Annotated in this window: 17 protein-coding genes, 1 tRNA gene and 1 pseudogene; 9 read left to right on the plus strand and 10 right to left on the minus strand. The window is 41.3% G+C overall.

The window, feature by feature from the left end; genetic code table 11:
* Positions 1-455: 455 nt before the first annotated feature.
* From ppdK to B5D06_RS00015, 3 genes are read right to left on the minus strand one after another with little or no spacing between them, the layout of a single operon-like run.
* Entirely contained in the window at positions 456-3,182 is a 2,727-nt protein-coding gene (gene ppdK, locus B5D06_RS00005; protein WP_078735987.1) for a pyruvate, phosphate dikinase, read from the minus strand.
* A 58-nt stretch (positions 3,183-3,240) separates the two neighbouring features.
* Positions 3,241-5,619: a transglycosylase domain-containing protein gene (locus B5D06_RS00010; RefSeq protein ID WP_078735988.1), complete on the minus strand. Its 2,379-nt coding sequence runs from the start codon at positions 5,617-5,619 to the stop codon at positions 3,241-3,243.
* A 38-nt stretch (positions 5,620-5,657) separates the two neighbouring features.
* Positions 5,658-7,682, minus strand: a complete 2,025-nt coding sequence (locus tag B5D06_RS00015) for a fructose-1,6-bisphosphatase (protein WP_078735989.1) — start codon at positions 7,680-7,682, stop codon at positions 5,658-5,660.
* Between the two features lie 852 nt (positions 7,683-8,534).
* On the opposite strand from B5D06_RS00015, the gene B5D06_RS00020 reads away from it, so the two are divergent.
* From B5D06_RS00020 to cmr6, 8 genes are all read left to right on the plus strand, one after another.
* Positions 8,535-9,872, plus strand: a complete 1,338-nt coding sequence (locus tag B5D06_RS00020; protein WP_078735990.1) for a nucleotidyltransferase family protein — start codon at positions 8,535-8,537, stop codon at positions 9,870-9,872.
* A gap of 290 nt (positions 9,873-10,162) precedes the next feature.
* A complete protein-coding gene (locus tag B5D06_RS00025) occupies positions 10,163-10,375 on the plus strand; it encodes a hypothetical protein (protein ID WP_143742522.1) in 213 nt (70 codons plus the stop codon).
* 2 nt (positions 10,376-10,377) lie between these two features.
* On the plus strand, positions 10,378-11,904 hold the full coding sequence (locus B5D06_RS00030; RefSeq protein WP_078735992.1) for a hypothetical protein: 1,527 nt from the start codon (positions 10,378-10,380) through the stop codon (positions 11,902-11,904).
* Positions 11,894-13,498 (plus strand): type III-B CRISPR-associated protein Cas10/Cmr2, encoded by a 1,605-nt coding sequence (cas10, locus tag B5D06_RS00035; protein WP_078735993.1) that lies wholly within the window; start codon positions 11,894-11,896, stop codon positions 13,496-13,498. Before B5D06_RS00030 ends, cas10 begins: the two co-directional genes overlap by 11 nt.
* Before the next feature lies 1 nt (position 13,499).
* On the plus strand, positions 13,500-14,687 hold the full coding sequence (gene cmr3 / locus B5D06_RS00040; RefSeq protein ID WP_078735994.1) for a type III-B CRISPR module-associated protein Cmr3: 1,188 nt from the start codon (positions 13,500-13,502) through the stop codon (positions 14,685-14,687).
* Between the two features lie 13 nt (positions 14,688-14,700).
* Positions 14,701-15,399, plus strand: a complete 699-nt coding sequence (gene cmr4 / locus B5D06_RS00045; protein ID WP_078735995.1) for a type III-B CRISPR module RAMP protein Cmr4 — start codon at positions 14,701-14,703, stop codon at positions 15,397-15,399.
* Positions 15,396-15,833 (plus strand): type III-B CRISPR module-associated protein Cmr5, encoded by a 438-nt coding sequence (locus B5D06_RS00050; RefSeq protein WP_078735996.1) that lies wholly within the window; start codon positions 15,396-15,398, stop codon positions 15,831-15,833. Before cmr4 ends, B5D06_RS00050 begins: the two co-directional genes overlap by 4 nt.
* Positions 15,830-16,681 (plus strand): type III-B CRISPR module RAMP protein Cmr6, encoded by an 852-nt coding sequence (gene cmr6 / locus B5D06_RS00055; RefSeq protein ID WP_078735997.1) that lies wholly within the window; start codon positions 15,830-15,832, stop codon positions 16,679-16,681. Before B5D06_RS00050 ends, cmr6 begins: the two co-directional genes overlap by 4 nt.
* Positions 16,682-16,809: 128 nt before the next feature.
* On the opposite strand, the gene B5D06_RS00060 is transcribed toward cmr6, so the two are convergent.
* From B5D06_RS00060 to B5D06_RS00085, 7 genes and pseudogenes are all read right to left on the minus strand, one after another.
* Positions 16,810-18,024 (minus strand): FprA family A-type flavoprotein, encoded by a 1,215-nt coding sequence (locus B5D06_RS00060; protein ID WP_078735998.1) that lies wholly within the window; start codon positions 18,022-18,024, stop codon positions 16,810-16,812.
* A 25-nt stretch (positions 18,025-18,049) separates the two neighbouring features.
* Positions 18,050-18,922 carry a prolipoprotein diacylglyceryl transferase gene (gene lgt / locus B5D06_RS00065; RefSeq protein WP_078735999.1) on the minus strand — a complete coding sequence of 291 codons (873 nt, stop codon included), beginning with the start codon at positions 18,920-18,922 and terminating at the stop codon, positions 18,050-18,052.
* An 18-nt stretch (positions 18,923-18,940) separates the two neighbouring features.
* Complete coding sequence (locus B5D06_RS00070; RefSeq protein WP_078736000.1) at positions 18,941-19,843, minus strand: diaminopimelate dehydrogenase; 903 nt, start codon at positions 19,841-19,843, stop codon at positions 18,941-18,943.
* A gap of 113 nt (positions 19,844-19,956) precedes the next feature.
* The gene (gene lipB, locus B5D06_RS09000; RefSeq protein WP_234989530.1) at positions 19,957-20,652 is read right to left on the minus strand and encodes a lipoyl(octanoyl) transferase LipB; all 696 of its coding nucleotides are present in this window, start codon (positions 20,650-20,652) and stop codon (positions 19,957-19,959) included.
* Between the two features lie 156 nt (positions 20,653-20,808).
* Positions 20,809-21,477 (minus strand): annotated as a pseudogene (locus B5D06_RS09005) (MBL fold metallo-hydrolase); the annotation flags it as partial.
* Between the two features lie 31 nt (positions 21,478-21,508).
* Positions 21,509-22,540: a UDP-N-acetylmuramate dehydrogenase gene (murB, locus tag B5D06_RS00080; RefSeq protein ID WP_078736002.1), complete on the minus strand. Its 1,032-nt coding sequence runs from the start codon at positions 22,538-22,540 to the stop codon at positions 21,509-21,511.
* Positions 22,541-23,029 carry an SPOR domain-containing protein gene (locus B5D06_RS00085; RefSeq protein WP_078736003.1) on the minus strand — a complete coding sequence of 163 codons (489 nt, stop codon included), beginning with the start codon at positions 23,027-23,029 and terminating at the stop codon, positions 22,541-22,543.
* Positions 23,030-24,119: 1,090 nt separating this feature from the next.
* Between B5D06_RS00085 and B5D06_RS00090 the strand changes: the two genes are divergently transcribed.
* Positions 24,120-24,204 (plus strand) — tRNA-Ser (locus tag B5D06_RS00090).
* Positions 24,205-24,524 lie beyond the last annotated feature (320 nt).

The following is a 24,524-nucleotide window of genomic DNA, read 5'->3' on the forward strand; positions in this document are numbered from 1 at the left end:
GGTTTCAATTCTATTATAGTGCGATTAGTACCTGAGCGTTTCAGTGCTATCTACCAAGCCCGTTTGTTTCAATTCTATTATAGTGCGATTAGTACCCGCAAAGTTACAAGAAAAAAGTAATGTAAATAAAGAGGGCTTCGATGATTATGGTGTTGTTTCTTCTAATGAAAAAGCGTCGACGGCTAATTCTATAAAAATACTGGAGGTTCGACAACTCAAGTTTCTTCATGGGTAGTGTCCGAAAAAGTTAAGAGCTACGGGGCTTACACACTTTTGTAGGACAGTATCCTTTCATGCAGCTACACAGGATGAAAGACTATCAGATATCTATGTGAAGTCCGTAAGAAAGGATACTTTAATGACATAGTAACAGAAAGAGGGCTTACACGTTAGATATAAGCCCTCTTTTCTAAACATTTCCCTCTTTTCAAAGAGGTTTATTAGTTACACTTCAATTACTTATTTTCTTCCACTGCTGCTTGAGCCGCTGCAACACGAGCTAAAGGCACACGGAAAGGAGAACAAGAAACATAATTGAGTCCTATACGATGGCAGAATTTAACAGAAGAGGGCTCTCCTCCATGTTCTCCACAAATACCTACTTTCAAATCGGGGCGTACTGCACGTCCACGTTCTGTAGCCATGCTGATCAATTGTCCTACACCCTTTTGGTCAAGTACTTGATAGGGGTCTACCTTTAAGATCTTCTTTTCAAGATATTCTGGCAAAAAGCTAGAGATATCGTCACGAGAGTAACCGAAAGTCATCTGAGTAAGGTCGTTCGTCCCGAAAGAGAAGAACTCTGCCGAGGAAGCAATACGATCTGCTGTAAGTGCTGCGCGAGGCACCTCAATCATTGTGCCTATCTTAAAGTCTACTCGGATATTTTCCTCTGCAAAAACTTCTTCGGCAGTCTCTCTGATTACTTTTTCCTGTTCCTTGAACTCGTACAAGATACCCACCAAAGGAACCATAATCTCAGGATGACACTCTACTCCCTCTTTTACCAATTGGCAGCAAGCACCCAAGATTGCTTTAGTTTGCATGCGTGTAATCTCTGGATAAGTATTTCCTAAACGACATCCACGATGACCCAACATTGGGTTGTGCTCTTCTAATTTCTTGATGCGTTCTTGCAAGACAGACAACTCAATACCCATTGTTTCAGCCATCTCACGTTGATTCTTTTCATCATGGGGAACAAACTCATGTAGAGGTGGATCTAAGAGGCGAACAGTTACAGGCAACCCCTGCATAGTCTTGAAAATCTCGTAGAAGTCCTTACGTTGGTAAGGAAGAATCTTATCCAAAGCTTTTACACGATCTTCTACTGTGTTAGAGAGAATCATCTCACGCATTGCCTTAATCTTATCGGCTTCAAAGAACATATGTTCTGTACGGCATAGACCAATACCAACGGCACCGAATTCACGAGCCTTAGCAGCATCACGAGGAGTATCGGCATTGGTACGCACCTTTAGTTTGGCATACTTATCTGCCAAAGCAAGAATTGTCTTGAAGTCTTCGTCCATTTCGGCAGCTACGGTAGCCACTTCCCCAAGGAAAACTTCTCCTGTGGAACCGTTGATAGAGATACAATCACCCTCACGGAGTACGGTACCACCTACTGTCAAAGTACGCTCTTTATAGTCAACAATCATTTCTCCAGCACCTGTGATACAGCATTTACCCATACCACGAGCTACTACTGCAGCATGAGAAGTCATACCTCCACGAGTCGTAAGGATACCTTCTGAGGCTTCCATCCCTTGCAAATCTTCTGGAGAGGTTTCTTGACGAACAATAACGACTTTCTTTCCTTCAGCTTTCCACGCTGCCGCATCGTCGGCAAAAAATACGATTTGACCTGTTGCAGCTCCTGGAGAAGCGGGTAATCCCTTTGTTAGCAACTTTGCACTTTTAAGAGCGTTCTTGTCGAATACGGGGTGGAGAAGTTCGTCTAACTTATTTGTTTCTATACGAAGTAATGCTTGCTCTTCGGTAATCTTTCCTTCTTTCAACAAGTCACAAGCGATCTTTACCATTGCTCTACCCGTGCGTTTACCATTACGTGTCTGAAGAATCCAGAGTTTGCCTTCCTGTACAGTAAACTCCATATCTTGCATATCGAGATAGTGCTCTTCTAACTTACGTTGGATGGCATCAAGCTCTGCATAGATTGCGGGCATAGATTCCTCCATTGAGGGGTATTTAGATGCTCTGTCTGCTTCTGAGATAGCACCACGCTCAGCCCAACGAATAGAACCGATTTTGGTAATTTCCTGAGGAGTGCGGATACCAGCTACCACATCTTCTCCCTGTGCATTGATGAGATACTCTCCGTTGAAAAGGTTTTCACCTGTTCCTGCATCACGAGAAAAGCAGACACCCGTTGCTGAGCTTTCGCCCATATTACCAAATACCATCGCTTGTACTGTTACAGCCGTACCCCATTCGGCAGGGATTCCCTCCATCTTACGGTAAAGAATCGCACGCTCATTCATCCAAGAGTTGAATACGGCCATTACTGCACCCCACAATTGTTCGTAGGGATCTACGGGGAAGTTCTTTCCTGTCTGCTCGAATACTGCTTTTTTGAAGCGAGCTACAAGATCTTTAAGATTTTCTACGCTTAATTCATTGTCGAGTTTAACGCCAGCTTCATGCTTTACCTCTTCAATAATCTTTTCAAAAGGATCTATCTCGGTCTTCTCTGTGGGCTTCATACCCAAAACGACGTCTCCATACATCTGTACGAAACGACGGTATGAATCCCAAGCGAAGCGTTCATTCCCTGTTTTACGAGCCAAGCCTGCTACAACTTCGTCGTTCAAACCTAAGTTGAGGATGGTATCCATCATACCAGGCATAGAAGCACGTGCACCAGAACGTACAGAGAGAAGTAAAGGATTAGAAACGTCTCCAAAGTTATTATTCATCAAAGATTCGATCCCCTTTACAGCTGCTTTTACTTCTGTATCGAGTAATTCACGAACACGTTCCCCGCCAATAGAATAGTACTCACCACAAACCTCTGTAGTAATAGTAAATCCTGGAGGAACAGGTACGCCTATTAGGTTCATTTCGGCCAAGTTGGCTCCCTTCCCTCCTAACAGGTTTTTCATATCGGCACGTCCTTCGGCCTTACCATTACCAAAGGAATAAACTCGTTTTTTTTCCATCTTTCTCTTAAATATATTTCTACTTTATCTATTTATAAATTCAAATCGTTTTGTTAAATCACCAGAAAAACTCCTCTTGTGGTGTTGTAGTTTCTTCTTCGTAAGGACCTGAGACAACATCCAAATCCCATACCTCTCCTCCTATGGAATACTGCTCAACCTCTTCCTCTGCAGTACAAGGACTGTAGCCAAGTGGAATATTGAACTTGGTATCTTTGGAATATCCCAATGTACGATCTGCATAAACCTTTGCCATAAACTTCGCAAAGACGGGGAGTGCTGCAGCTGCACCTTGTCCCACGGCTGTCGAATTAAAATGTATTGAGCGCTCTTCACCGCCTACCCAACAGCCGGCCACTATCTCTGGAGAAAATCCCATGAACCAACTGTCACTATTGTTCTGAGTGGTCCCCGTTTTTCCTCCTAAAGGCATGGTCAGATTATACTTGCCTCGCAATCGCCCCCCTGTACCACCATTGACTACCGCTTGCAACATGTCAAGCATTTTCAAGGCCGCGTCTTCGGAGAGAACTTCGTTCATCGAAGGGGTGAAAGAGGCAATGGTATTACCAAACTGATCTTCAATCCGTGTTATATAAAGCGGTGTAACCCGTATGCCTTGGGTAACGAAAGTAGTATAAGCACTTACCATCTCTGCCAAAGAGATGTCGGGAGTACCTGCAGCCAAAGAAACCACGGGGTCAATCGGTCCAGTGATGCCATAGGAACGTAATAAACGCACGAAAGTGGCGGGAGAGGTCCTACCCATTAGATAAGCAGTAACCCAGTTAGATGAATTTTGTAAGCCCCAACGAATACTTACCATTTCCCCACTTTTTCGAGCTCCTCCACTTCGAGGAGTCCATGGCCTACCGTTAGCATCATAGAGCGTGACAGGATTGTGAAGTATCATATCGCAGGGAGTCATCCCTTCTATCATAGAAAGAGAGTATAAGAAAGGCTTTATCGTAGAGCCGACCTGTCTTCTACCTTGGCTGACCATATCGTACTTAAAGGTGCGGAAGTCAATACCTCCTACATAAGCCAACACGTGCCCATTGTGTGGGTTCATCGCCATAAAAGAGGAGCGAAGGAAGTTCTTATAATACAGAATAGAGTCTCGAGGCGTCATCTCTACATCGATGGTGCCCTCCCAAGACCACAACTGCATCCGTACTTTCTTGTTGAATGATGCTATAATCTCCGATTCTGATAATCCTGCTTTCTTGGCTTGATACCAGCGGTCTGATTGCTTCATGGAACGTAAAATCATCTCTTCTCGCTCTTTGAGAGAAACTCGCGAAGAGTAAGGAGCTGTCTTGGACCCTTTCTTTTCTTTTGCAAACAGAGGTTGTAGGGAGCCTCCGATATGTTCACGAATAGCCTGCTCTGCATAACGTTGCATGCGACTATCTACAGTTGCGTAAATACGAAGCCCATCGGCGTAGAGGTCATATTTCGAGCCATCGGGCTTTCTATTCTTCTCGCACCACCCGTATAAAGGATTTGTTTCCCAAGCCAGAGAGTCTAAACTGTATTGTTGTCCAGCCCAAGCTCCGTAGTCGCTTCGATGAGGTTCTTTAGCGGTCAAAAGAAGGCGTATATACTCCCGAAAATAGGGAGCCACTCCCTCTGTATGTGTTAGTCGATGAAATTTGGTTTGTAGAGGAAGAGAGGCTACAGAGTCTGCCACAGAAGCGGTAATATACCCAGCTTTCTGCATTTGATTCAATACGACCTTACGACGGCCGATAGCTCGGCTCTTATCCTTGTGCAGTATGGGATTATAAAGAGATGGGTTTTTACACATTCCTACGAGCATCGCTGCCTCCTCAAGTTTAAGTTCTGAGGGTTTTTTAGAGAAATAGGTTTGTGCAGCAGAACGTATTCCCACCGCATTGTAGAGGAAGTCAAATTGGTTGAGGTACATCGATATGATTTCCTCTTTGGTATAATAGCGTTCCAAGCGTACAGCTATAACCCACTCAATTGGTTTCTGTAGCATGCGCTCTAAGTGGCTGTCTGCTTTAGGTGAGTAAAGTTGCTTAGCCAGCTGTTGGGTAATGGTACTTCCGCCCCCTCCCGACCTTTGACGTAGAATACCTCTCTTTACTACAGCACGTAACAATCCTTTTGCGTCAATCCCTGAGTGCTTTTCAAAACGAACGTCTTCTGTGGCAATTAAGGCCTTGACAAGTTCGGGAGATAGCTCCGAATAGGAAGAATAGATACGATTGTTACCACTTCGGGCATAGGAGCCCAAAGTTTCACCATCGGCAGATATCAGTTGAGAGGCATACTTATCTATGGGGTTTTGTAGTTGCTCAATGGGAGGCATATAACCTATTATGCCGTTCCATATCAACACAAAGAGCAAAAGTCCGCATGCCCAAAGGGCCAAGAAAAATAGCCAAAGCAGTTTAATTAGCTTACGCATCCTAATTGAAATAATTAGAGTAAAAAGTCAAAAGCCACTTACTTACTTGCCTCTTTCTCTTTAATGAGACCTAAGTCGTAAGCCAAAAGGAGCTTTTTTAAATTATCTACTTGAGAGCGCAACTCTTTACCCACATCGGTATCCTCAACCAATATGCGGTGCGAAGTTTGCTCTGTTATTATAGTAACACTTCTAATATCGTCTAAGTTTTCAATTGCTTCTCTTGTGCTGCTAAAAGGTTCATGTTGAACTAATTGTAGCCCTCGAGAGTTGAATATCAAAGTGTATCCCGCAATGCCAGTACTGGACTGATAAGCTCTACTAAAACCTCCATCAATCACCAACAACTTACCTCCTGCCATAAGGGGCTTTTCTCCTTTTTTAGCTTTGACGGGTACGTGCCCATTAATAATGTGGCTGTCGGGGCCCTCCAATCCAAAATCTTTTAGAATAAGCTCGATGGCTTTCTCTTGATTACGATATTTGTAGTAATAACCTTTCTCTTCTGTGTGGGTCTCTTTATCTTGTATGAAATAACGTTCAAAAGTGGTCATTGCAGACTTATCAAAGAGAGGAGAGTTGGCTCCACACCAGAGATACCACATATAGTCTACCGACTTTTTCTTAGTGTTTGTATCTGGCAGAGCTTGATAAGCATCACGTACCACTGAATCTATCTTATCGAGTAGCGCGCGCCCCTTGTAAGTAGAGCTACCCACGCGTATCTCTTTGAGCTCTCCGTTACTATCCAACGGCATGGAAGCATGGTATAAGAGGTTCCCATTGCAGACCAAATACATACTTCCCAAACGATACAAAGCCTTTATGTGTTCATGTAGTTTGGCACTTCTATAGAAAGAGGTTACCAACTGATTGACCAAACTCTCTTCGCCAGGAGAAAGCTTGTAAGGATCTTTGGGGTCTACCGTTGGGAAGTTCATATCCAACATCGGGTGGTGTCCATACCCTCCGTTGGGTTTCATTCCCGTAAGGTCCAATGTTCCCTTTTCCCAGTCAATTTTATGCAAGAGATTTCTACTATCCATTTCATACTCGGGGTGATCCTTTATCAATTGGTACTCAAGTTTGAACTGTATTATAGCAATCGCCTTATGCATTTGACTGATTAGATAGGCACTTTTCTCATCGTAGCTAATATCCGAGTCTCCCATTTTAGGCTTGAAGCGTTCACAAGGATCGTTTGCATAGGTTTCCATAGCAAAACGAGCCAACGGAAGCATATTGATTCCATATCCCTCCTCAATAGTATCGAGATTAGCGTAACGCAATGCAATACGAATTACATTGGCCATACAGGCAGCATTTCCCGCAGCAGCACCCATCCACAGAATATCATGGTTCCCCCATTGAATATCCACGTTGTGATAGCGCATAATAGTATCCATAATGTACTGGGCACCAGGACCTCTATCAAAAATGTCTCCCACCACATGCAGGCGATCTATAACTAAACGTTTGATGGTGTCGCAGAGCGATATGATGAAGTCGTCTGCCTTTCCACTCGATATAATTGTAGAGAAAATACTGGCTATATAAGCAGACTTGTTGGGGTTTACTCCCTCTTCGTGCAAAAGTTCTTGGATAATATAACTATAGTGCGGTGGTAGGGACTTTCTTACCTTCGAACGAGTGTACTTTTCACTCACCTTACGGCACAACTTGATAAGACGGTCTAAGGTTACCTTATACCAATCTTCAAGAGATTTATTCTCCTCTTTTACAAGTCCTAACTTTTCTTTGGGATAGTAGACCAAAGTCGCAAACTCAGCCATCTCCTGCTCCAACATTTGTCTGCCAAAGAGTTCTTTTATTTTCCGAAGGATGCTTCCAGAGGCATTCTTCAAAACATGATTAAAAGCTTCATGCTCTCCGTGTACATCGGCAAGGAAGTGTTCCGTACCCTTGGGTAAATTTAAAATTGCTTCGAGGTTGATCATCTCCGAAGTAGCCTCGGCAGATGTTGGAAAACGCTCCGATAGGAGCTGTAAATAACGAAGATCTTTTTGAAGTGAATCTACTTGTTCAATTGCCTCTTTTTCCATAACTATTACATACGCTATGTCTGTTTTGACTTCCAAAGTTACTGTTTTTTATTCACTTATCTCTTGTATATTGTAAGTTCGGACAACAATACGACAGCTCTTGTAATAGAAAATATCGCAACTTGTGACAGTAGTAAATATTAAATGTTACTCAGCCCTCTTTTTAGTGGGGGTATTGCAAGAACTTTGCTGATACGTGTAGAATAAATACATTCTACCTCTCTAAAAATTGCTTTTCTCAAGAGGATTTCTTTATTCTAAGGTTGCAAATTTATATATTCAATCTGAATATATATATATTCAGTACTTGGAATATATATATGCAATCTGCAAATAAAGAATTGTTCGAGAGGAAAGAGCTTTTAATACCTATCTTTTGATTTTTTAGAGTGGGAGGAAAAAGATTATTGCACGGAACCTTTTACTCAAAAGGGTTAATGGTTTGGCGCAAAACCATCCGTGCAAACTTCGGAAAGGATTGACTCTTTTGAGTGAAAGGGTTATACCTTTCTATCCTCTACTATTGGAGCGTTAAAAGTCAGAGTATCACATCTCGCACAAACCTTATATAGAGAGTTATACAACAACAGAAAGACGAAGAGACTCCCCTACACTCTCATCGAAAAAAATCATCCATCTAAAGGGCGCAATATCCGTTTATTTATATTAAATTTGGTCTCAGTTCTACAAACATAATGATGCGGAGCTATTGCCCTTGGTATAGCTGTCCCACAAGCGTTCCTCCCCTGCCCTATCATCCGATAAGCGGTAGTTCAAGAAGCTATAAATAGATGCTCATTATAAATAGATAAAGAAAAGGTATTTATTAGGCTGTAGTAACAAGAGATAATTATGAGAATCGATTACAAACATAGAGGCTTGCACACTATACAAGATATCCGAAGTTTTTTATTCAAAAAGTCTAAGTATAAGCAATATCAGAGCCGGTTTTTTGGATGTGTTGCTGTAGGTATTCTTCTTCTTATACCCACTTTTAAGAGTATTACTAGAGTTTTTAGTTTTGAAGTTTTTAAGGGTATTTCTATTGATGATATAGAGTTATTAAGCAGTATAATTGCCTCTCTTTTTACCATTTTACAATGGTGCTTTCGATACCAAGCAAACAATTGGAATAGAGAGGCAAGAGAAATTGGGAACTATGAATTAACCTACAACTTATCAAATAGAAGAAGAATAGGAGAATTAATCTATAAAGAGCTACCAGAAGTCATAAAAAAGGAAGATATATACTCCTTATACAATGAAAAGACAAAATACTACGACTCTCCGAAAGAAATAAATAGCTATCAAGAAACAAGCCATAGGATGCTTGAAAACTGTATTTGGAATAGGTACCTTTTTTCAAAAATGTACGAATATAAAAGGAAGATAGCAGGTTTTGTTATAGGATTAACTCTTTTTCTATTACCACTGATAATAATTTGTTTCCGAGATTCTTCTTCATTGGTTTTCTATATGGTGAGTGTTATATCTGTATCCTCTTTGATATTCAATTTTGTTGAATCTCTACTTTCTGCAAAAAGCATTATTTCACTTATAGACACCCTTATCAAGGAATTAATGTCTATTAGAATTGATACTGTAGAGAAGTTTCAAAATGTGTATAGTGCTTATGCTCATATAAATCTGAAATCCCCCAGTATCCCTGAAAGGTTATATCAAAAACATAGAGAAAAGCTAAATGAGACTTGGGTTGACATTCGAAAGAAATTACCAGTCTCCGATATCACTCTTTCTATACATACTGTACTTCCTATTATAAAACACATCTTGGATACAAACCAGATAGATTGGGCTGTAACAGGTTCTGCATCCAAAGTACTAAGAAGAACTAAAATGTATTGTAGTGACATAGATATTATTATTGCAGATAGTAGAGATATCGAAAGAGTAAATAACTTGTTCACTCCCTTTATCATTGAGAAAATAATTTTTTATCCTTCAAGAACGATTCGTTCTTACTATGGCAAGTTCAATATAGGAGGTATAAATATTGATGTGATTTGTAATATAGAGAATCTTATTCGTAGTAATTGTTGGGTGTCTCACCCTACTTTAGAAATTGAAAAAATATGGTTTTATGGAGTAAAATACCCCGCTACTTCTTTGGGGTTCGAAAGAAAAGTAGAGAGCATCCTTGCGAAGAAGAACTTCGAACAGAGTTTTTAATTCAGCGAATACGAGAATATAGAGCGGATTTTGCCATCTATTGTTATTCTTGTTTCAACGCATTTGCGAGACTTAAGAAGTGGGAAATTCGCTATAAAAGGATTGTAACGATAATAAATACTTTAGCGTTAGTATTATCCATACTTACGATAACTTCTTTTGTAAGTGAGTGGGGACTCTCAATCACGACAATGTTGGGCTTCATTGCCATTGTACTAAATCTATCCTCTCTATTGGTTCCTTCTAAAGAAAATTCCTTAGAGTATTTTGTACGAGCAGAGAAGGTCAATATGTTATGGAAAAAGAGTCGAGACCTTGAGAATCTTATCAAAGCAGGAGTTCTTTCTAAAGAAGAAATTGCAAAAGAACTGTTATACTTCCAATCTGAAGCAGAGAAAAATGCTTTAACCCCTCTGTATATAGCCCCAGAAGACTATGAAAAAGCAAGAAAACAGTTAGCCCAAGGACAAAAATCCTATACGTCAGAAGATCTAAATCTATAGCTATGTATAAATTAAAATTTGAATTAGAACAGCATACGCCTATCATCCACTTCCAAGCCAAGGATGCAGGGGCAACGCTTCGCGCCTCCGAAGTCAAACCGAAGCTCGACAAGTTTATCTTGACGCAGATAGGCAAGAGGTTTGTGAATGACCCCAAAGTAAATGAAGAGGAGTGTTACAAGGAGGGTAAAAAGCATCTCCAAAAAAAAGATGCAGATGCTCGTAGAGTGTACGAGGAAGAGAAGAAAAAAGGGAATAAGGATGCAAAATTGGAACTTTGTCTCATCCCCGGACAAGAGGGAGCCTTGAACTACAAACTCTCCTTTAAGCTAAGCTCTGATGCGAAAGTGCAATATTTCTTGCCAATGAGTAGTAACCCGAAAGATGCAGATACATTAAAAAGTCATGTACAGAAGAAATTAGGGGTGCAAGAGGTTGAGATACTACCCTTGACCTCTTACTTTGCCAATGAGGACAAGGCTAAATCAGAACCCACAAAAAAGGATGGAGACACTCCGAAGGATATAAAGGATAAAGAAAGGTTGTTTGAGAAAAACTGGCAGAAGGTACAATTAGCAACATTGGTCAATACTCCAGTTGAAGGGGTAATGCACTTTCAGAATGCTGGACTAAGAGAAGAGGTGAACAATCTCATCACCAACTTTTTTATGCTCCATAACTTTGGTGCTAGACAATCCAAAGGATACGGTTCGTTCACAATAAAAAGTCAGGGGGTAGCTAACATTAGAGCTGTCTATAAATACTCCTTCGACATTTCAAGCAAAGACTACAAAGAGGTTATGAATAGAATAAATTACTTCTATAAAAGCCTTAGAAGTGGCATAAATGAGTATAGAAGGAGAGGAGAACAAAACAGAAGTATCCTTTACTTCAAGTCAGCACTGCATTACTACGCAACGACCGCTGAAGAGAAGCAATGGGACAAAAAGAGCATTAAAGAATATTTCTTTCCCCAGAAACTTGACGAGGAAAAGACGAAGTATAAAGTAAAGGATATTTCTTCTAAAGAGAAAAATGATTTTAGAGATCTATTAGGGTTCTCCGCCGATGAAGTATGGGGGAAAAAGTATCAGGTTAAGAAGACTTGCAAAAAAGAAACGGATGAAGGGGTAAAAGAGTTTTCTCGTTTGAAGTCACCCATCCAGTTTAAGCCTATTCGCTTCGACAAAGGGTTTACTGTATTTTTTGATGTTTTTCCAGAATATTCTGGATGGGACAAATTTTTAGGTAGCGAAGTCAGTGTGGAAGCATTCCAAGTAAAAAAAGAAGATATAACAGGCAAAGAAAAAGATACAACAGGCAAAAAAAACCTTATCCCTCTCAAAGAAAAGCCTTTAACCTTAAAAGTCCCAACAGATATTGATTTGAAAGACGTTCTTAAATATATATTTTCAAATATAAAGCCCGAGCTAAGAGTAACAGTAAAAAAGGGTGGTGAGGATATTTTCGACGGTATAAAAGCTATCTACAATAAACTTCAGAATGAGCTCAAAGAAAATGAAAGATAATGTATATACAGCAATAACCATAGGACCAATAGGTAAGACCTTGGCTAAGGCTCGGAGCGTAAAGTCCTTTTGGACGGCGAGCTACCTCTTCTCTTGGATAATGCACGAACTAATCGTGAGGATGCACAAAAAAGGGATTAATATTATCTCTCCAGTGCAAACTGACAATAATGCTTTTCAAAACATTTCTAAAAAGGTAGGCTTATTCCCCGATAGACTTTTTGCAAAGGGAGTACTTAAAGAGGGAGAACTCGACACTATAAAAGGAGAGATTTTCGAGGAACTTCTCGAAAAATTCATACCTATTCTTCAGAGTAAAGAAAAGGAGATTGAGCAAAAGATAGCTACGGAAAGTGACCCAAAGAGGAAGAAGGAGCTTGAAGAAATAAAAAGTCGGTATAACACCGATACTTCAACGGGTAAGAAGTACATTTGCAAATTCTTAGAGAGCTACTTCTCTATCTCCTGCATAACGGTAGAGCTTGACTCCAATTGTGGCATTTTGGAGCGACTCAATAGCTACTTAGACACGCAAGAGTTGTTCAACAAAGCCCCCATTCAAACCAACGAAGATTATATAGAGCTCTTTATCGAGTCCTCGAAGAATTCGTTCTTACAAGGTTATTCCAAGGAAAGAGCTTTCCCAAGCACTTCGGAGATAGCCGTATCGGGATGGGAACAAGCTCCTCCCAAAGATGAAAACGGAGAGGTAGAGTACACCCAATTAACCTCAAAGCCTGGTTTTCGCAACTGCTACAAATATTTGGCAGTCATAAAGGCGGACGGAGATGGCTTTGGGACATATATCAAAAATCTCAAAGTACAAGAGGACGAGGATAAAAAGGTGGATGATGAGCTAACGAAATTTACAAAATCGTTCTTCGAGTTCTCTGTTGATGTAGCCGATGCGTTAATACAAGAAACAAAGGCTATACCTGTCTATATCGGAGGGGATGATCTCTTTCTCTTTGCTCCTGTATTGGAGGGCAATACCGAAAAGGATGTATTCAACCTTATTAAGGAGATAGATGACCTATTTATCCAAAAGGAAATAGGCGAAGGGCTTTCGATGTCTTACGGCGTAAGTATCTTTTACTACAAGAGTCCTATGTCTGAGGCAATAGACATAGCCGAAAGTATGTTGAGGAAAGCAAAAGATGCAACGAGAGATGCCGTAGCTATATCCATACAAAAGCACAGTGGGCAGCGGATAGAGTTCTTGCTCCCCTGCAAGCATAGTACCGATAAGTGTAAACAAGAAACAGGGCTATACAAAAAGGCAACCGAGCTTATACGAGCCTTTAAGGAGGATGAGAGTATGCTCAACAGTCTTATCTATTGGATAGAAGATATGTATGAGACAATTTTCACCGACGAGGTTGCGCTATACAAAGAGCGTATCAATGCGGTCTTTGACAACTTTTTTGACGAAGGAATTCACAAAGAGAACGAAACGTTTTTCTCCCTCCTCAAGGATTTTATCTACTCTATGCATCGCTCCGAAGATGCTCCTCGCGAGTTGAAAGAGAAAAAGAAACTCCTGCACGGCATCTTGCGCTACTGTCAATTTGTAACTTCTAAAACAGAGAAATAATATGTCTACCTATCTTATTAAACTTACGCCTTTGGACAAGTTTTTCTTTGGGCAGAAGAAAACATTTGGCGATGATAATGCCGACTACTTTGTGTACTCCTCCCACTTTCCACAGCAAACTGCCTTGTTGGGGCTTTTGCGCTATCAACTGTTACAAATAGCGGGAGAGGACGTATTCAAGGATAATAAAATCCAAGATAAAAATAAAGCTGGCGAATTGATTGGCGAACAGAGCTTCTCTCCATTCGCTGGGAAGAAGTTGGAGTTTGGTGTTATCCAATCGCTCTCTCCTGTCTTTATCATAGACAAGAAGAAGAACAATGAGGGTAAGGAAGAGTACTTCCTACCTGTGGGTAGACGGTTTCAAAAGAAGAAAGAAGAAGCTCCATACAATCTCTTACACCTCTCTTGTGAAGCTGGATGCCCTCCCATCTTTGAGGCTTATGACCCCAAGAAAGAGCTGGCATCTTGCTGGCTATCACCCAATGGCTCTACGCTCCTTAACGAAGAGGACTTTTTTGTAAAAGATGAGCGCATCGGGATACGCAAAGATTATAAAGGAACGACGAACGACGATGCCTTCTTCCGTCAGAGATACTACCATTTCAAAAACTTCAAAGAGCTAAAGAGCGAAAAGACCAACGAGTGTAAGCAATCACCCGTGCGAGAGCACGACTTCTGCTTTGCGGTGCTTTTAGAGACAGAGGGAGAAATCGAATACACAGAGTTAGATAAGAGAATTGTCTACCTCGGTGGAGAGCGACAACCTTTCCTCATGGAGGTAAGCGAAAAGACAAAGGATCTCCAACTCAACATTAAGGGTTCTGCTCTTACGAGCGATGAGAAGCACTATACCGTAGTACTCCTATCCGATGCTAAGATTGAGCCTAATCACCTTGAAGGGGTAAAATTTGCAAGCACGGAAGTGAAAGACTTTGCCTGTTTGCTCACTCACGTAGGAACACAAAGGTTCTACAACAAGAAGAAGAAAAGAGAGGAGCAGTACCTCGAAAAAGATGAAACGGCTCTAAGTCATCAACATGAACTATATGCCAGAGGCTCCGTGTTTTACTTCGATACTAAAGAGCAAGCGGATCAATTCTGTGAGCACCTCGCAGCATCCACCAACTTCTATACCATCGGCTATAATCATGCCGAAATAGTCAATCCATCAAAAACAATAAAATAAACAGAATATAAACATGAAAACTGCCACCTATATCATTCGATGCCTTACCAATATGCACGTGGGTAAGGGAGATGCCACCTACGAAGTAGTGGACAAATGTGTACAACGAGATGTAACCACAGGGACGCCCTGCATCTACTCCTCCAGCCTCAAAGGAGCTTTGAGACAGTTCTTTTCGAAGCAAGGCTTTACCAAGCTTGACTATGTGTTTGGGGCTGATGTGAACAGGGATAAGAAAAATAGTAATGAGAAGAATGAAGAAGAGCACAACATTGGCAACTTCACCTTCTTCCAAGCTAACCTATTAGCCTATCCTGTTCAGACAACTGAAAAGAATATCAGTTACATTCTCAAAACAAACGAAGCCCTGCAAAAGCCTATAGAGGAGTTAGCAAACCTTCTTTCTGCTCCATTCGATATTGAAAAGATGTTACCTAAGGAGACTAAAAAGGATTTGTCCAATGAGGACTTTGAGCAACTCCCCGTCATAGCCCGCAACAAATTGGACAATGGAGAGAGTAAGAACCTATGGTACGAAGAGGTCGTGCCTGCCGAGAGCCGTTTTGTCTTCTTCGTATCCTACGATAATGAAGACATTTTCAAAGAGTTCAACAAGATAATCGAAGAGGGAGTTATCCAAATAGGGGCTAATGGCTCTATTGGTTATGGTTTTTGCAAGATTACTAACATTGAAGATTCCTCTAAAAAATGAATAAGAAAGTCATTCAGGATTTAATTCCCAAGGCTATGCAAGCCATTGAGGGAGTAGGTATTGTGGGCAAGGATAAGAAGTTCGAGAAAGTCCACGAGGGATATATCAATGCTCTTGGTCCTACTATCATTCAGTCGGGACTTCTTCCTACGCTCATATTCTACAATAAGGAGAAGCGAACCTTATGGCTCAGAGCTTTATACTATATGGAAGTGGGCGGAAAGGAAAATATGACTAATGACTCCCCCACAGCGATTATCGAACTTGTAATAGACAAAAAGGGGGGAAGTATAAAAGATTTAGGGGGCAAGGCCAAGGAGTGGGAGCGCAAAATACTTGAGTATGCGGTAGCTCTCAAGTTGGCACTTCGGACTTTTGTTGCTGAAGAACCTGAGACAAGCAATACAGAACAACAAAAAGGAGGTGCACAATGAATTTTGGATACTGGTACTATCGAGAGTATTTCAATACGATAAAACTCAATAGCAAGGGCATTGTAACCAACTTCTCTACGTTCAATAAAAAAGAAAATAAGGATAAGGACGAAAAAGATAGAGATGAACTAAAGAATGCTATCCTACCCCCCTACAACGAAGCAGTGAATATCCAAGGGATAAAGAGCTTCGAGCTAAAGACCTGCTATCCAGGGTTGCTCTGTGGTGTGGGCTATCATCACGAGATAAACAAACCTAAGGATGAGGGGGATAAAGAGGATGATCCAGAGGTTTACAACCTTGGGATGTACTTCGACTATACATCGGGTTTGCCCGTTATCCCTGGTTCTTCTATCAAAGGGATGCTACGCTCTGCCATCGAAGAGTGGGACTTCCTTGCAAATTATGAGCCTAAAGACGAGAATAAACTTCCCGACAAGCTACTCGATAAAAAAGTCCTACGTGAAGAATTAATTAAGACAGTATTTGAGGGAGAGGAGCTTATTGACGATGGAGACATGTCTATTTCTCCACGCTCTGTGGATGTAAATAAGCGAGAGAAACTTTCCATTTACGACAGAGATATTTTTCTCGATGCCATTCCTGTAAAAGTAGATAACAAACTCTTTGGAGAGGACTATATCACCCCCCATCCTGACCCTTTGAAAAATCCCAATCCTATACGCTTTTTGAGGGTTAATCCAGGTGTTACCTATAAGTTTCGCTTTATCCTCAAAGATCATAAAGTAGGGCTAACAGCAAAATTTACAGAAGACCTCTTCAAAGCCATTATCTGTGAGTTTGGCCTTGGGGCTAAAACAAATGTCGGTTATGGTCAATTTGTATAGTCTGTATAGCCCTGTTTTTTGAAGCAAAAAGCTTTTTATAGAAAGAACCCTCGGAGGAATTTCTTCTCCGAGGGTTTAGTTTTTGTCTTGTCCCTTTCCTAAAGGATAAGCAATTATTGGCGTAAAATCTACTCTTTATAGAGTTCGTGCAGGCGTTGAGCTACAGCTTGTCCCAACTCAAAAGCTTTTTTCAAGTCTGCTTCTTCGGGGGCACCCATTTGTTCGAGAGGCTCTCCCACAATCTCCCACTTCAGCTCTTCCATGATGGGAACAATCTTGCGTACAGCTTGTCCCGCCCAGGTACAAGAACCAAATACTGCACAGATATGATCTTTCACCTCGCGGAGGCGAATCATATTCAGTATGTTCAGTATCGGCATGTAGATTTCATTACTATAAGTTGGGCTCCCTACTATGAAAGCACGGTAACGGAATAGGTCTCGCAAAATGTAAGACGGGTTAGTACGAGAAACATCGTGGCATACAACATGCTTTATACCTGCCTCTCCCAAACCGCGAGCGATAGTGTCTGCCATCACAGTTGTATTGCCGTACATACTTCCGTAAAGTACCACCGCCCCTTTTTCTGTAGCATATCGGCTTAACTGGTCGTAGATATCATAGGCACGCTGAAATCCAAAGTTTGTCCAAATAGGACCGTGGGTAGAGCAAACTTTATCGATAGGGAGATTTAGCTCTTTAACTTTTTGGAGAACCTTCTGTACAAAAGATCCATACTTGCCTACGATACAAGCGTAATAACGATACATTTCTTGGTAATAGTGCTCTATGTCGAGCTCGCTGTCTATGATATGACTGTCCAACGTGCCGAACGTTCCGAAAGCATCTGCCGAGAAAAGAACTTTGTCTGTAGCGTCGTAAGTGAACATAACTTCTGGCCAGTGCACCATGGGAGCAAAGACAAATGAGAGCTTGTGATGTCCTGTATCTAAAGAATCTCCCTCTGCTACTGTTACCAGATCGGAAGTAATATCGGGGTAGTAAGCCTTAAGCATGGTAAAAGTCTTTTTATTACCCACCACTTGCATATTGGGGTAGCGACGTTTAAGCATGCCGATAGAGCCACTATGATCTGGCTCCATGTGATTTACAATGAGATAATCGATCGGTTTGTCTCCTATGACGCGCTCTATTTGTCTGAAAAACTGCTCTGAATAGCAGATATCAACGGTATCGACCAGCGTGATTTTTTCATCGACGATAAGATAGGAGTTGTAGCTTACTCCATAGGGAAGCGGCCATAAACTTTCAAAAAGATCTTTGGTACGATCATTGACACCTACGTAATAGATAGAGTCCGTAATACTTATTTGTGGAACCATTGTCTAATGAATTACTATATATTAATTATTTTTTTTCGTGTAGTGAATCGGTTACTTTGTTCAATTGTTCTGGTCTACTCAGTGCTCGAACAATGAGGTATATACCTGCTATAATGAAAGGCACACTAAGTAATTGTCCTTGATTAAGACCGATTGTTTCTATCATCTGTGTCTCCCAGCTTTCTTGTACCAATTTGACACCTTCGATAATGAGGCGGGCTGAAAAAGTGCCCAAAAGGAAGAACCCGACGATGAGTCCTGGACGACGTCGCGCTGCATCTCGCTGCCAGTAGAGCCACATACAAACGGCAAAAACTATAAGATAGGCAAGAGCCTCGTATATGGCCGTAGGATGGCATCCCAATGTTGTATTCAGGCTTAAGTATTCGGGAGAACGTACAAACTGAAAACCCCAAGGGAGCGTTGTAGGTCTTCCAAATATCTCGCTATTCATGAGGTTACCTATACGGATAAGGGCAGCAACAAGACCAACTGGAACAGCCAATCGATCCAACGTCCAGACCATGGGGCGGTGTGTTACTTTGCGAGAGAAAATCCAGATAGCCAGAATAATCCCCAACGTCCCGCCGTGGCTTGCCAAGCCTCCTTCCCAAATTTTTAATATCTCTATAGGATTGGCCAGATAGTACATAGGTTCGTAGAAGAAACAATGCCCCAATCGGGCCCCTACAATCGTACCTAATACTACGTACCAAAAGAGTTGATCGTACCAGTTTTGGGGTAGTTGCTCTTTCTTCCAGATACGGGAAACAATCCATGGCCCAAGGAAAAAGAGCCCTAACCCGAATAGAAGACTATACCACCGTATCTCCCTACCGAAAATAGAGAATAGAGCGGGGTCTGGATTCCACACTATAGCGTTTAATATAGGTAACATAAGCTCTTTATATTATACTTAACATAATTTCTTAATCCATTGTTCTCTATCGCCAGGCAGTAGGTCTATCGGAGCTATCTCGGGTAGGGTGTAGGCTCCGGAAGAGAGGCGCACTGCTGCACGAGCTGCACATATCATAACTTGCGCTGTAAGAGCGGGGTTGTTGATTTTCATATCGAATGAAAGGAGCTGATTATGGGTAGCTCCTGAAACGCCCTTACGTGTCATATGTACTCCATGTCCCATATCGATAAGAGCCTCTACGTCATCAACTATAAGCACGTGAGTTTCGTCGTGTTTGAAGTAGTCATCCTCTTTGATCCGTTGTATAACTTCGCCAGCAGAGTAGCCCTCTTTTAACTCGATGTACACCATTCTACGGTGAATACCAGTGCCGACGGGAATCGTCATAGAGAGGGCTTTTTCTACTCCTTCGATAGCTTTTACGGCAACCGTATGCCCCATACTCATACCTGGGCCAAAGTTGGTGTAGGTAATCCCTCGGGGAACAATTGCTTCCATCATAGTACGAACTACAGAGTCGCTCCCAGGGTCCCAACCTGCAGCTATAACAGCTGTTGTTTTGTGTTTGCAGGCAACGTCGTTTAGGGTACGACGTAATTCGAGGATATCTCCGTGTATATCGAAAGTGTCTACTGTAGCAACTCCTCTTGACAAGGCATCTACGGCATACTTTTCTACCGAGCGGGTAGGTACACAAAGCAGGGCAACGTCTACGTCTTTCAATGCTCCGAGAGAGCCTACTACGGGTATTCCCGCCAACTCTTGGGGTTGCTCTTCGTTAGGATTGCGACGAACTATACCTGCCAGAGAGAAGTCTTCAGACTGCTTTATTGCTTCTAATGTGTATTTACCTATGTTGCCGTATCCGACAATTGCTACTTTTACTTTCTTATTCATTATGTCGTGTTAAAGTTGTTCTATATCTTGTTGCTAATCCTCATAACTCAAAGTCTATTAAGAAATAGGATTCTTTTTTCTGTTTTTGCCAAAACATTGTCCATCTTTCGCCCTCAGTTTTTTGCGTTGTGGGCAAGATAAGCAGAGGTAAAGTTTCTCCTAAAACTTTCTTCCAATTGCTGTTTAACAAGCTCCATAGAAGTAGTTGATTTCATCTCTTTTTCCATAGAGGTAACTCCTTTGTTGGTAAAACCGCATGGGTTAATCCATGAAAAATAGGAGAGATCTGTGAAAACATTCAACGCAAAACCATGTAATGTTATAAAGCGAGAGGCGTGAACACCGATGGCGCAAATTTTTCTTGCTCGTTCTGTATGAGGTTCAAGCCAAACTCCCGTAGCTCCCTCCAAGCGTTCGCCTACGATACCGTTCAGCAAAAGAGTTTCTATGATACACTGCTCAATGGTGTAGACATACTGTTTAATACCCATGCCAAACTGTTCGATGTCAAATATCGGGTACCCCGTTATTTGACCTGGTCCGTGGTAGGTAATATCCCCCCCCCTATCTATACGGTGTAGCTTAACTCCTCTTTGAGAGAGAAGAGCTTCAGAGAGGAGCATATTCTGTTCTTTTCCGTGCTTTCCTAACGTAAAAACGGGTTCATGCTCACAGAAGAGCAGATAATTGTCTGCAACCGCTTTATTCTGCTTGTGGGTAATGGCGGTCTCAAATAAGTTTTTTTGAAGCTGATAGGCCTTTTCATACTCGATGTGACCACAATCTTTATAGTGATAGGGTAGTGACATGTCCAAAAAGTCCGAAGTTCTTTTGCTTTGAGGGATATACTCTCCTTGCTCGTTTCTAACCAAGTGAAGGCCATCGTAAGAAGCAGAAACACCCTCGGGTAAGCGTTTGTCCATCTCTTCTGTGCGAGGAGTATGATGGGAGAGATGTATGATATAAGCTTGTCTTACCTTTGATTGTTGGGCGAGGATTACAGCCTCTTCTATGGTTTGGTGGGTAGGGTGAGGCTTGGTGTATCGTAATCCGTTTATAAAGAGTGTGTCTGCATCGGTCATTTTCTCCAACTCTTCCTGTGCAATGCTCTTTAGATCAGTTATAAAGACAAAATTCTCTACTCGGAAGCCTAAAATAGGAAGTCGCCCATGTAATAGTCGTATGGGGATAAACTTTAAGCCCTCTATCTCGAAAGGGGTCTCGTCTATAGTATGAAGTTTTAATCGAGGAGCTCCTGGATAGGGATGGGGACTGAAATAGTAATGGAGGCGATGACGGATAGAGTTTAATACCGACTCTTCGCCATATATGGGGAGGTCTTTCTGCCAAGCAATCGTACGCAAATCGTCCAACCCACCTATGTGGTCATAGTGCTCGTGCGTTAAAATGACGGCATCTAAAGAACTTATCCCCTCTCTTATGGCTTGCTGCCTAAAATCGGGACTGCAATCGATAAGAATACGTTTGCCCTCTACGGTTTGTAGTAGCACGGAGGTTCTGCTTCTCTTATCCCTCGGGTCTTTGCTGAGGCAAGTGGCACAATAACACCCTGCTTCGGGAACGCCTGTACTGGTGCCCGATCCCAATAATGTTATAGAGCTCAACTTATTCATAAAGTGTTCGAGAGGGGTGCTTTAGGGTAGATTATTCTGTCATGTCTTGTTTGAATTTCCCGATGTATCGTACCTCAGGTGTTAAACGAATGGCAAACTTATCGAAGACTTTATTGGATAATTCTTCTGCAAATTGGGCTATTTCAGCTCCTTCTGCTTTACCGAGATTGACTATGATTAAGGGTTGTCTCTCATAGGTGCCTATATTTCCTTTTTTATATCCTTTTAATCCAGCTTGATCTAATAACCATGCAGCAGAGAGTTTTATACCTTTTTCTGCAGGATAGTAGGGCATGTCGGAGTACTCTTTCGAAAGTTTCTCATACACCTCTATGGGTACTATCGGATTCATAAAGTAGCTCCCTGCATTAGGTAATTTCTCGGGATTGGGCAATTTAGATTTTCGTATCTCAATCACCGCTTCTCGCACGGCCAAAGGAGTAGGGGCTTGATGGGAAAAATAGGCTTCGAGTGCCTGATAAGAAAGGTTTACGTGATTGTTTTTAGGCAGAGTAAAATGTACATGGGTTATGACATGATGCTTGTACTCTTCTTCCTTAAATAGGCTATAACGGTAACCGTAATTACACTCCGCTCTGGTAAACGTGTGTTGTTTGCCCTCTTTTAGGTCAAAGGTATCGACGTAATCAATAAACTCCTCTATCTCTGCTCCGTAAGCTCCGATGTTTTGTACAGCAGCAGCCCCCACTGTGCCAGGTATCCAAGAGAGATTTTCAATGCCATTATAGCCGTGCTCCAGAGCCCATACAATGAGGTCATCCCAAATTACCCCAGATCCTACGCGCAGGGAAACTTTGCTCTCGCTTTCATTGATTATATCAATCTCTTTGATTTGCGAGGAGAGTATCACACCTTGATAGTCGTGTAAAAAAAGCAAATTACTTCCCTGACCTATGGGAAGGAACTGCTGTGTTTGGAAATACTCATCTTGAGATAAACGCTTCAGGTCTTCCAAAGAGGAGTACTCGATCCACCAATCAGCCACAGCACTTACCTTAAAAGTATTGTGGCTGATCAATGATTCTTTTTCTCGAATGTTCATTTAGCGAGATAACTCTAAGAGCCAAGCATCTTGGAATTGAGGTGCAAACTGTTGTTTAATTCTTTCTCTGCTTGAAACCGCTTCTTCACGAGAGGAGAAACTTGACACAATAACGCGAATCATACCATGTTCATTCTCTGCAAGGACAGGTTGAAACCCTGCATTTTCCATGCGCTCTTTGAGAGATTGTGCATTGGTTTTGTTTTGAAAACTACCGATTACCACACTATATCTCTTTAAACGGCTAGAGTCTTCTCCTGCCACTGCGCTTAAACGCTCTCTGCGAAGAGAGGCAGAAGATTGTATGGGTTTTGAAACGATAACGTTAGCATCTGTAGCTTCAGGTGCTTGGTTTGAGTTTTGATTTTGAGCGATTTCTCTTTGTTTAGCCTGTTCGTAGACTTGACGGTAAGTACTTTGCTTAGGCTTGCAAGAACCTAATAGGGCAATAACTGCCAACGATAAAATAAAAAATACTGACTTTTTCATGTTTTGAGTACTTCTTAGGATGTTTATACTTTCGTTCTATTTCTGGCAAAGGTAGTTAGTTTTTATAAAGTAAATGATGGGTAGCGGAGCTTTTTTATTGTATTTCCTACCAACAGGCTTGAGAAAAACAAATAGAGCCTCGTTAATGCTTTTCTTTTGGTATAACACTTACGACCGTTGGGGATAATCCAATAGCTTTTTGAGTTTCGTTGATAATGCTATTTACATATAATTTGTAGGAGGTTCCCCTTGCATGATGTCTAATTGAGGTATTATCATTGGCGTTCTGATTTACTCTTCCTTTGTGTACGCTCTTTTTTCACTCTTAATCTTTACTAAGGTGCTAGTAGTAGAGTGAGTTAGTGCACATTATCCTCGACTTCACAGAATTCCTCCGATCACGAATGAGGTAAAGCTCTGTAAAAAGGCTTTTGAAAAATCTTTTTGACACTTGTATAACTCTGTTTATTCGAGACTATAAACAGAAAACGTTACGAATAAAACTCTATTTTCAGATTGAATATATGTATATTCAGATTAAGTATACATATTTTCAAGTTGAATATATATATATTTAGATTGCAAATAAAGAATTGTTCAGGAGAAAAATGATTTTAATAGGGTACTTCGGAATTTTTTGTTCAAGTCTTTCCGTTAAAGGCGACTTGGAGAAAATTTATTCGAACCCCTTATAATTCTGTAGTGGAGCTTAGTGTTAAGGAGATGCGACTACGAATCCCATAATTGAAGAGTTGCTATTTCTCTTTTCCAATTACCAGTAGGCTTTTTATTCTGTATTTTGAACAAATAAAATCGGGACTTTATTGTCTTTTTATTAGTTTAGGGGTGCTTCCATAATCTGCTACAAAATACAAAACAAAGGGATAAAATACGCTTTTTCAAATCCCTTAGGAGTTGTTGCCGTAGTTTACGAACAAATTAAAAAGAGGGGGACTTTCATAGTGTGGATGTGTTGGACTTAATATTCTTGAAAGATTTCTTTTGTAGTATTGTGTAGTTCAAAAAATAGATATACCTTTGCACTCGAATTCAGAACCACCTTTTCTTTTCTGGTGGTTTTTGTTTTCAAGGAGAGATGGCAGAGTGGTCGATTGCGGCGGTCTTGAAAACCGTTGAGCTGAGAGGCTCCGGGGGTTCGAATCCCTCTCTCTCCGCTTGAGGTACTCTGAACAAGAGTTCAGAAAACACCAACAAAATCAGTAAGTATCGTAATTTCAATGAGTTACGATACTTTTCTTTTATACCTACACATCTTCTCAGAGTACGTACAGAGGTCGCAAATACTCCCAAAATACTCTCAAATGGCTACAATCTGGCTACACTTTTTCGAGCCGATTGAAAATTGTAGCCAAGAGTACGTAGGGAGTTCGTTTAGAGTACTCATACATTGCTGTTATTCAAAGCATTATGTAGAACTTTGTAGCATGGTTACAGAGGTTTAGTTTTCACGTTTTGGCTACAATTTATGGTCACC

This window comes from Porphyromonas circumdentaria (assembly GCF_900167105.1).
GTDB classification, from domain to species: Bacteria; Bacteroidota; Bacteroidia; order Bacteroidales; family Porphyromonadaceae; genus Porphyromonas; species Porphyromonas circumdentaria.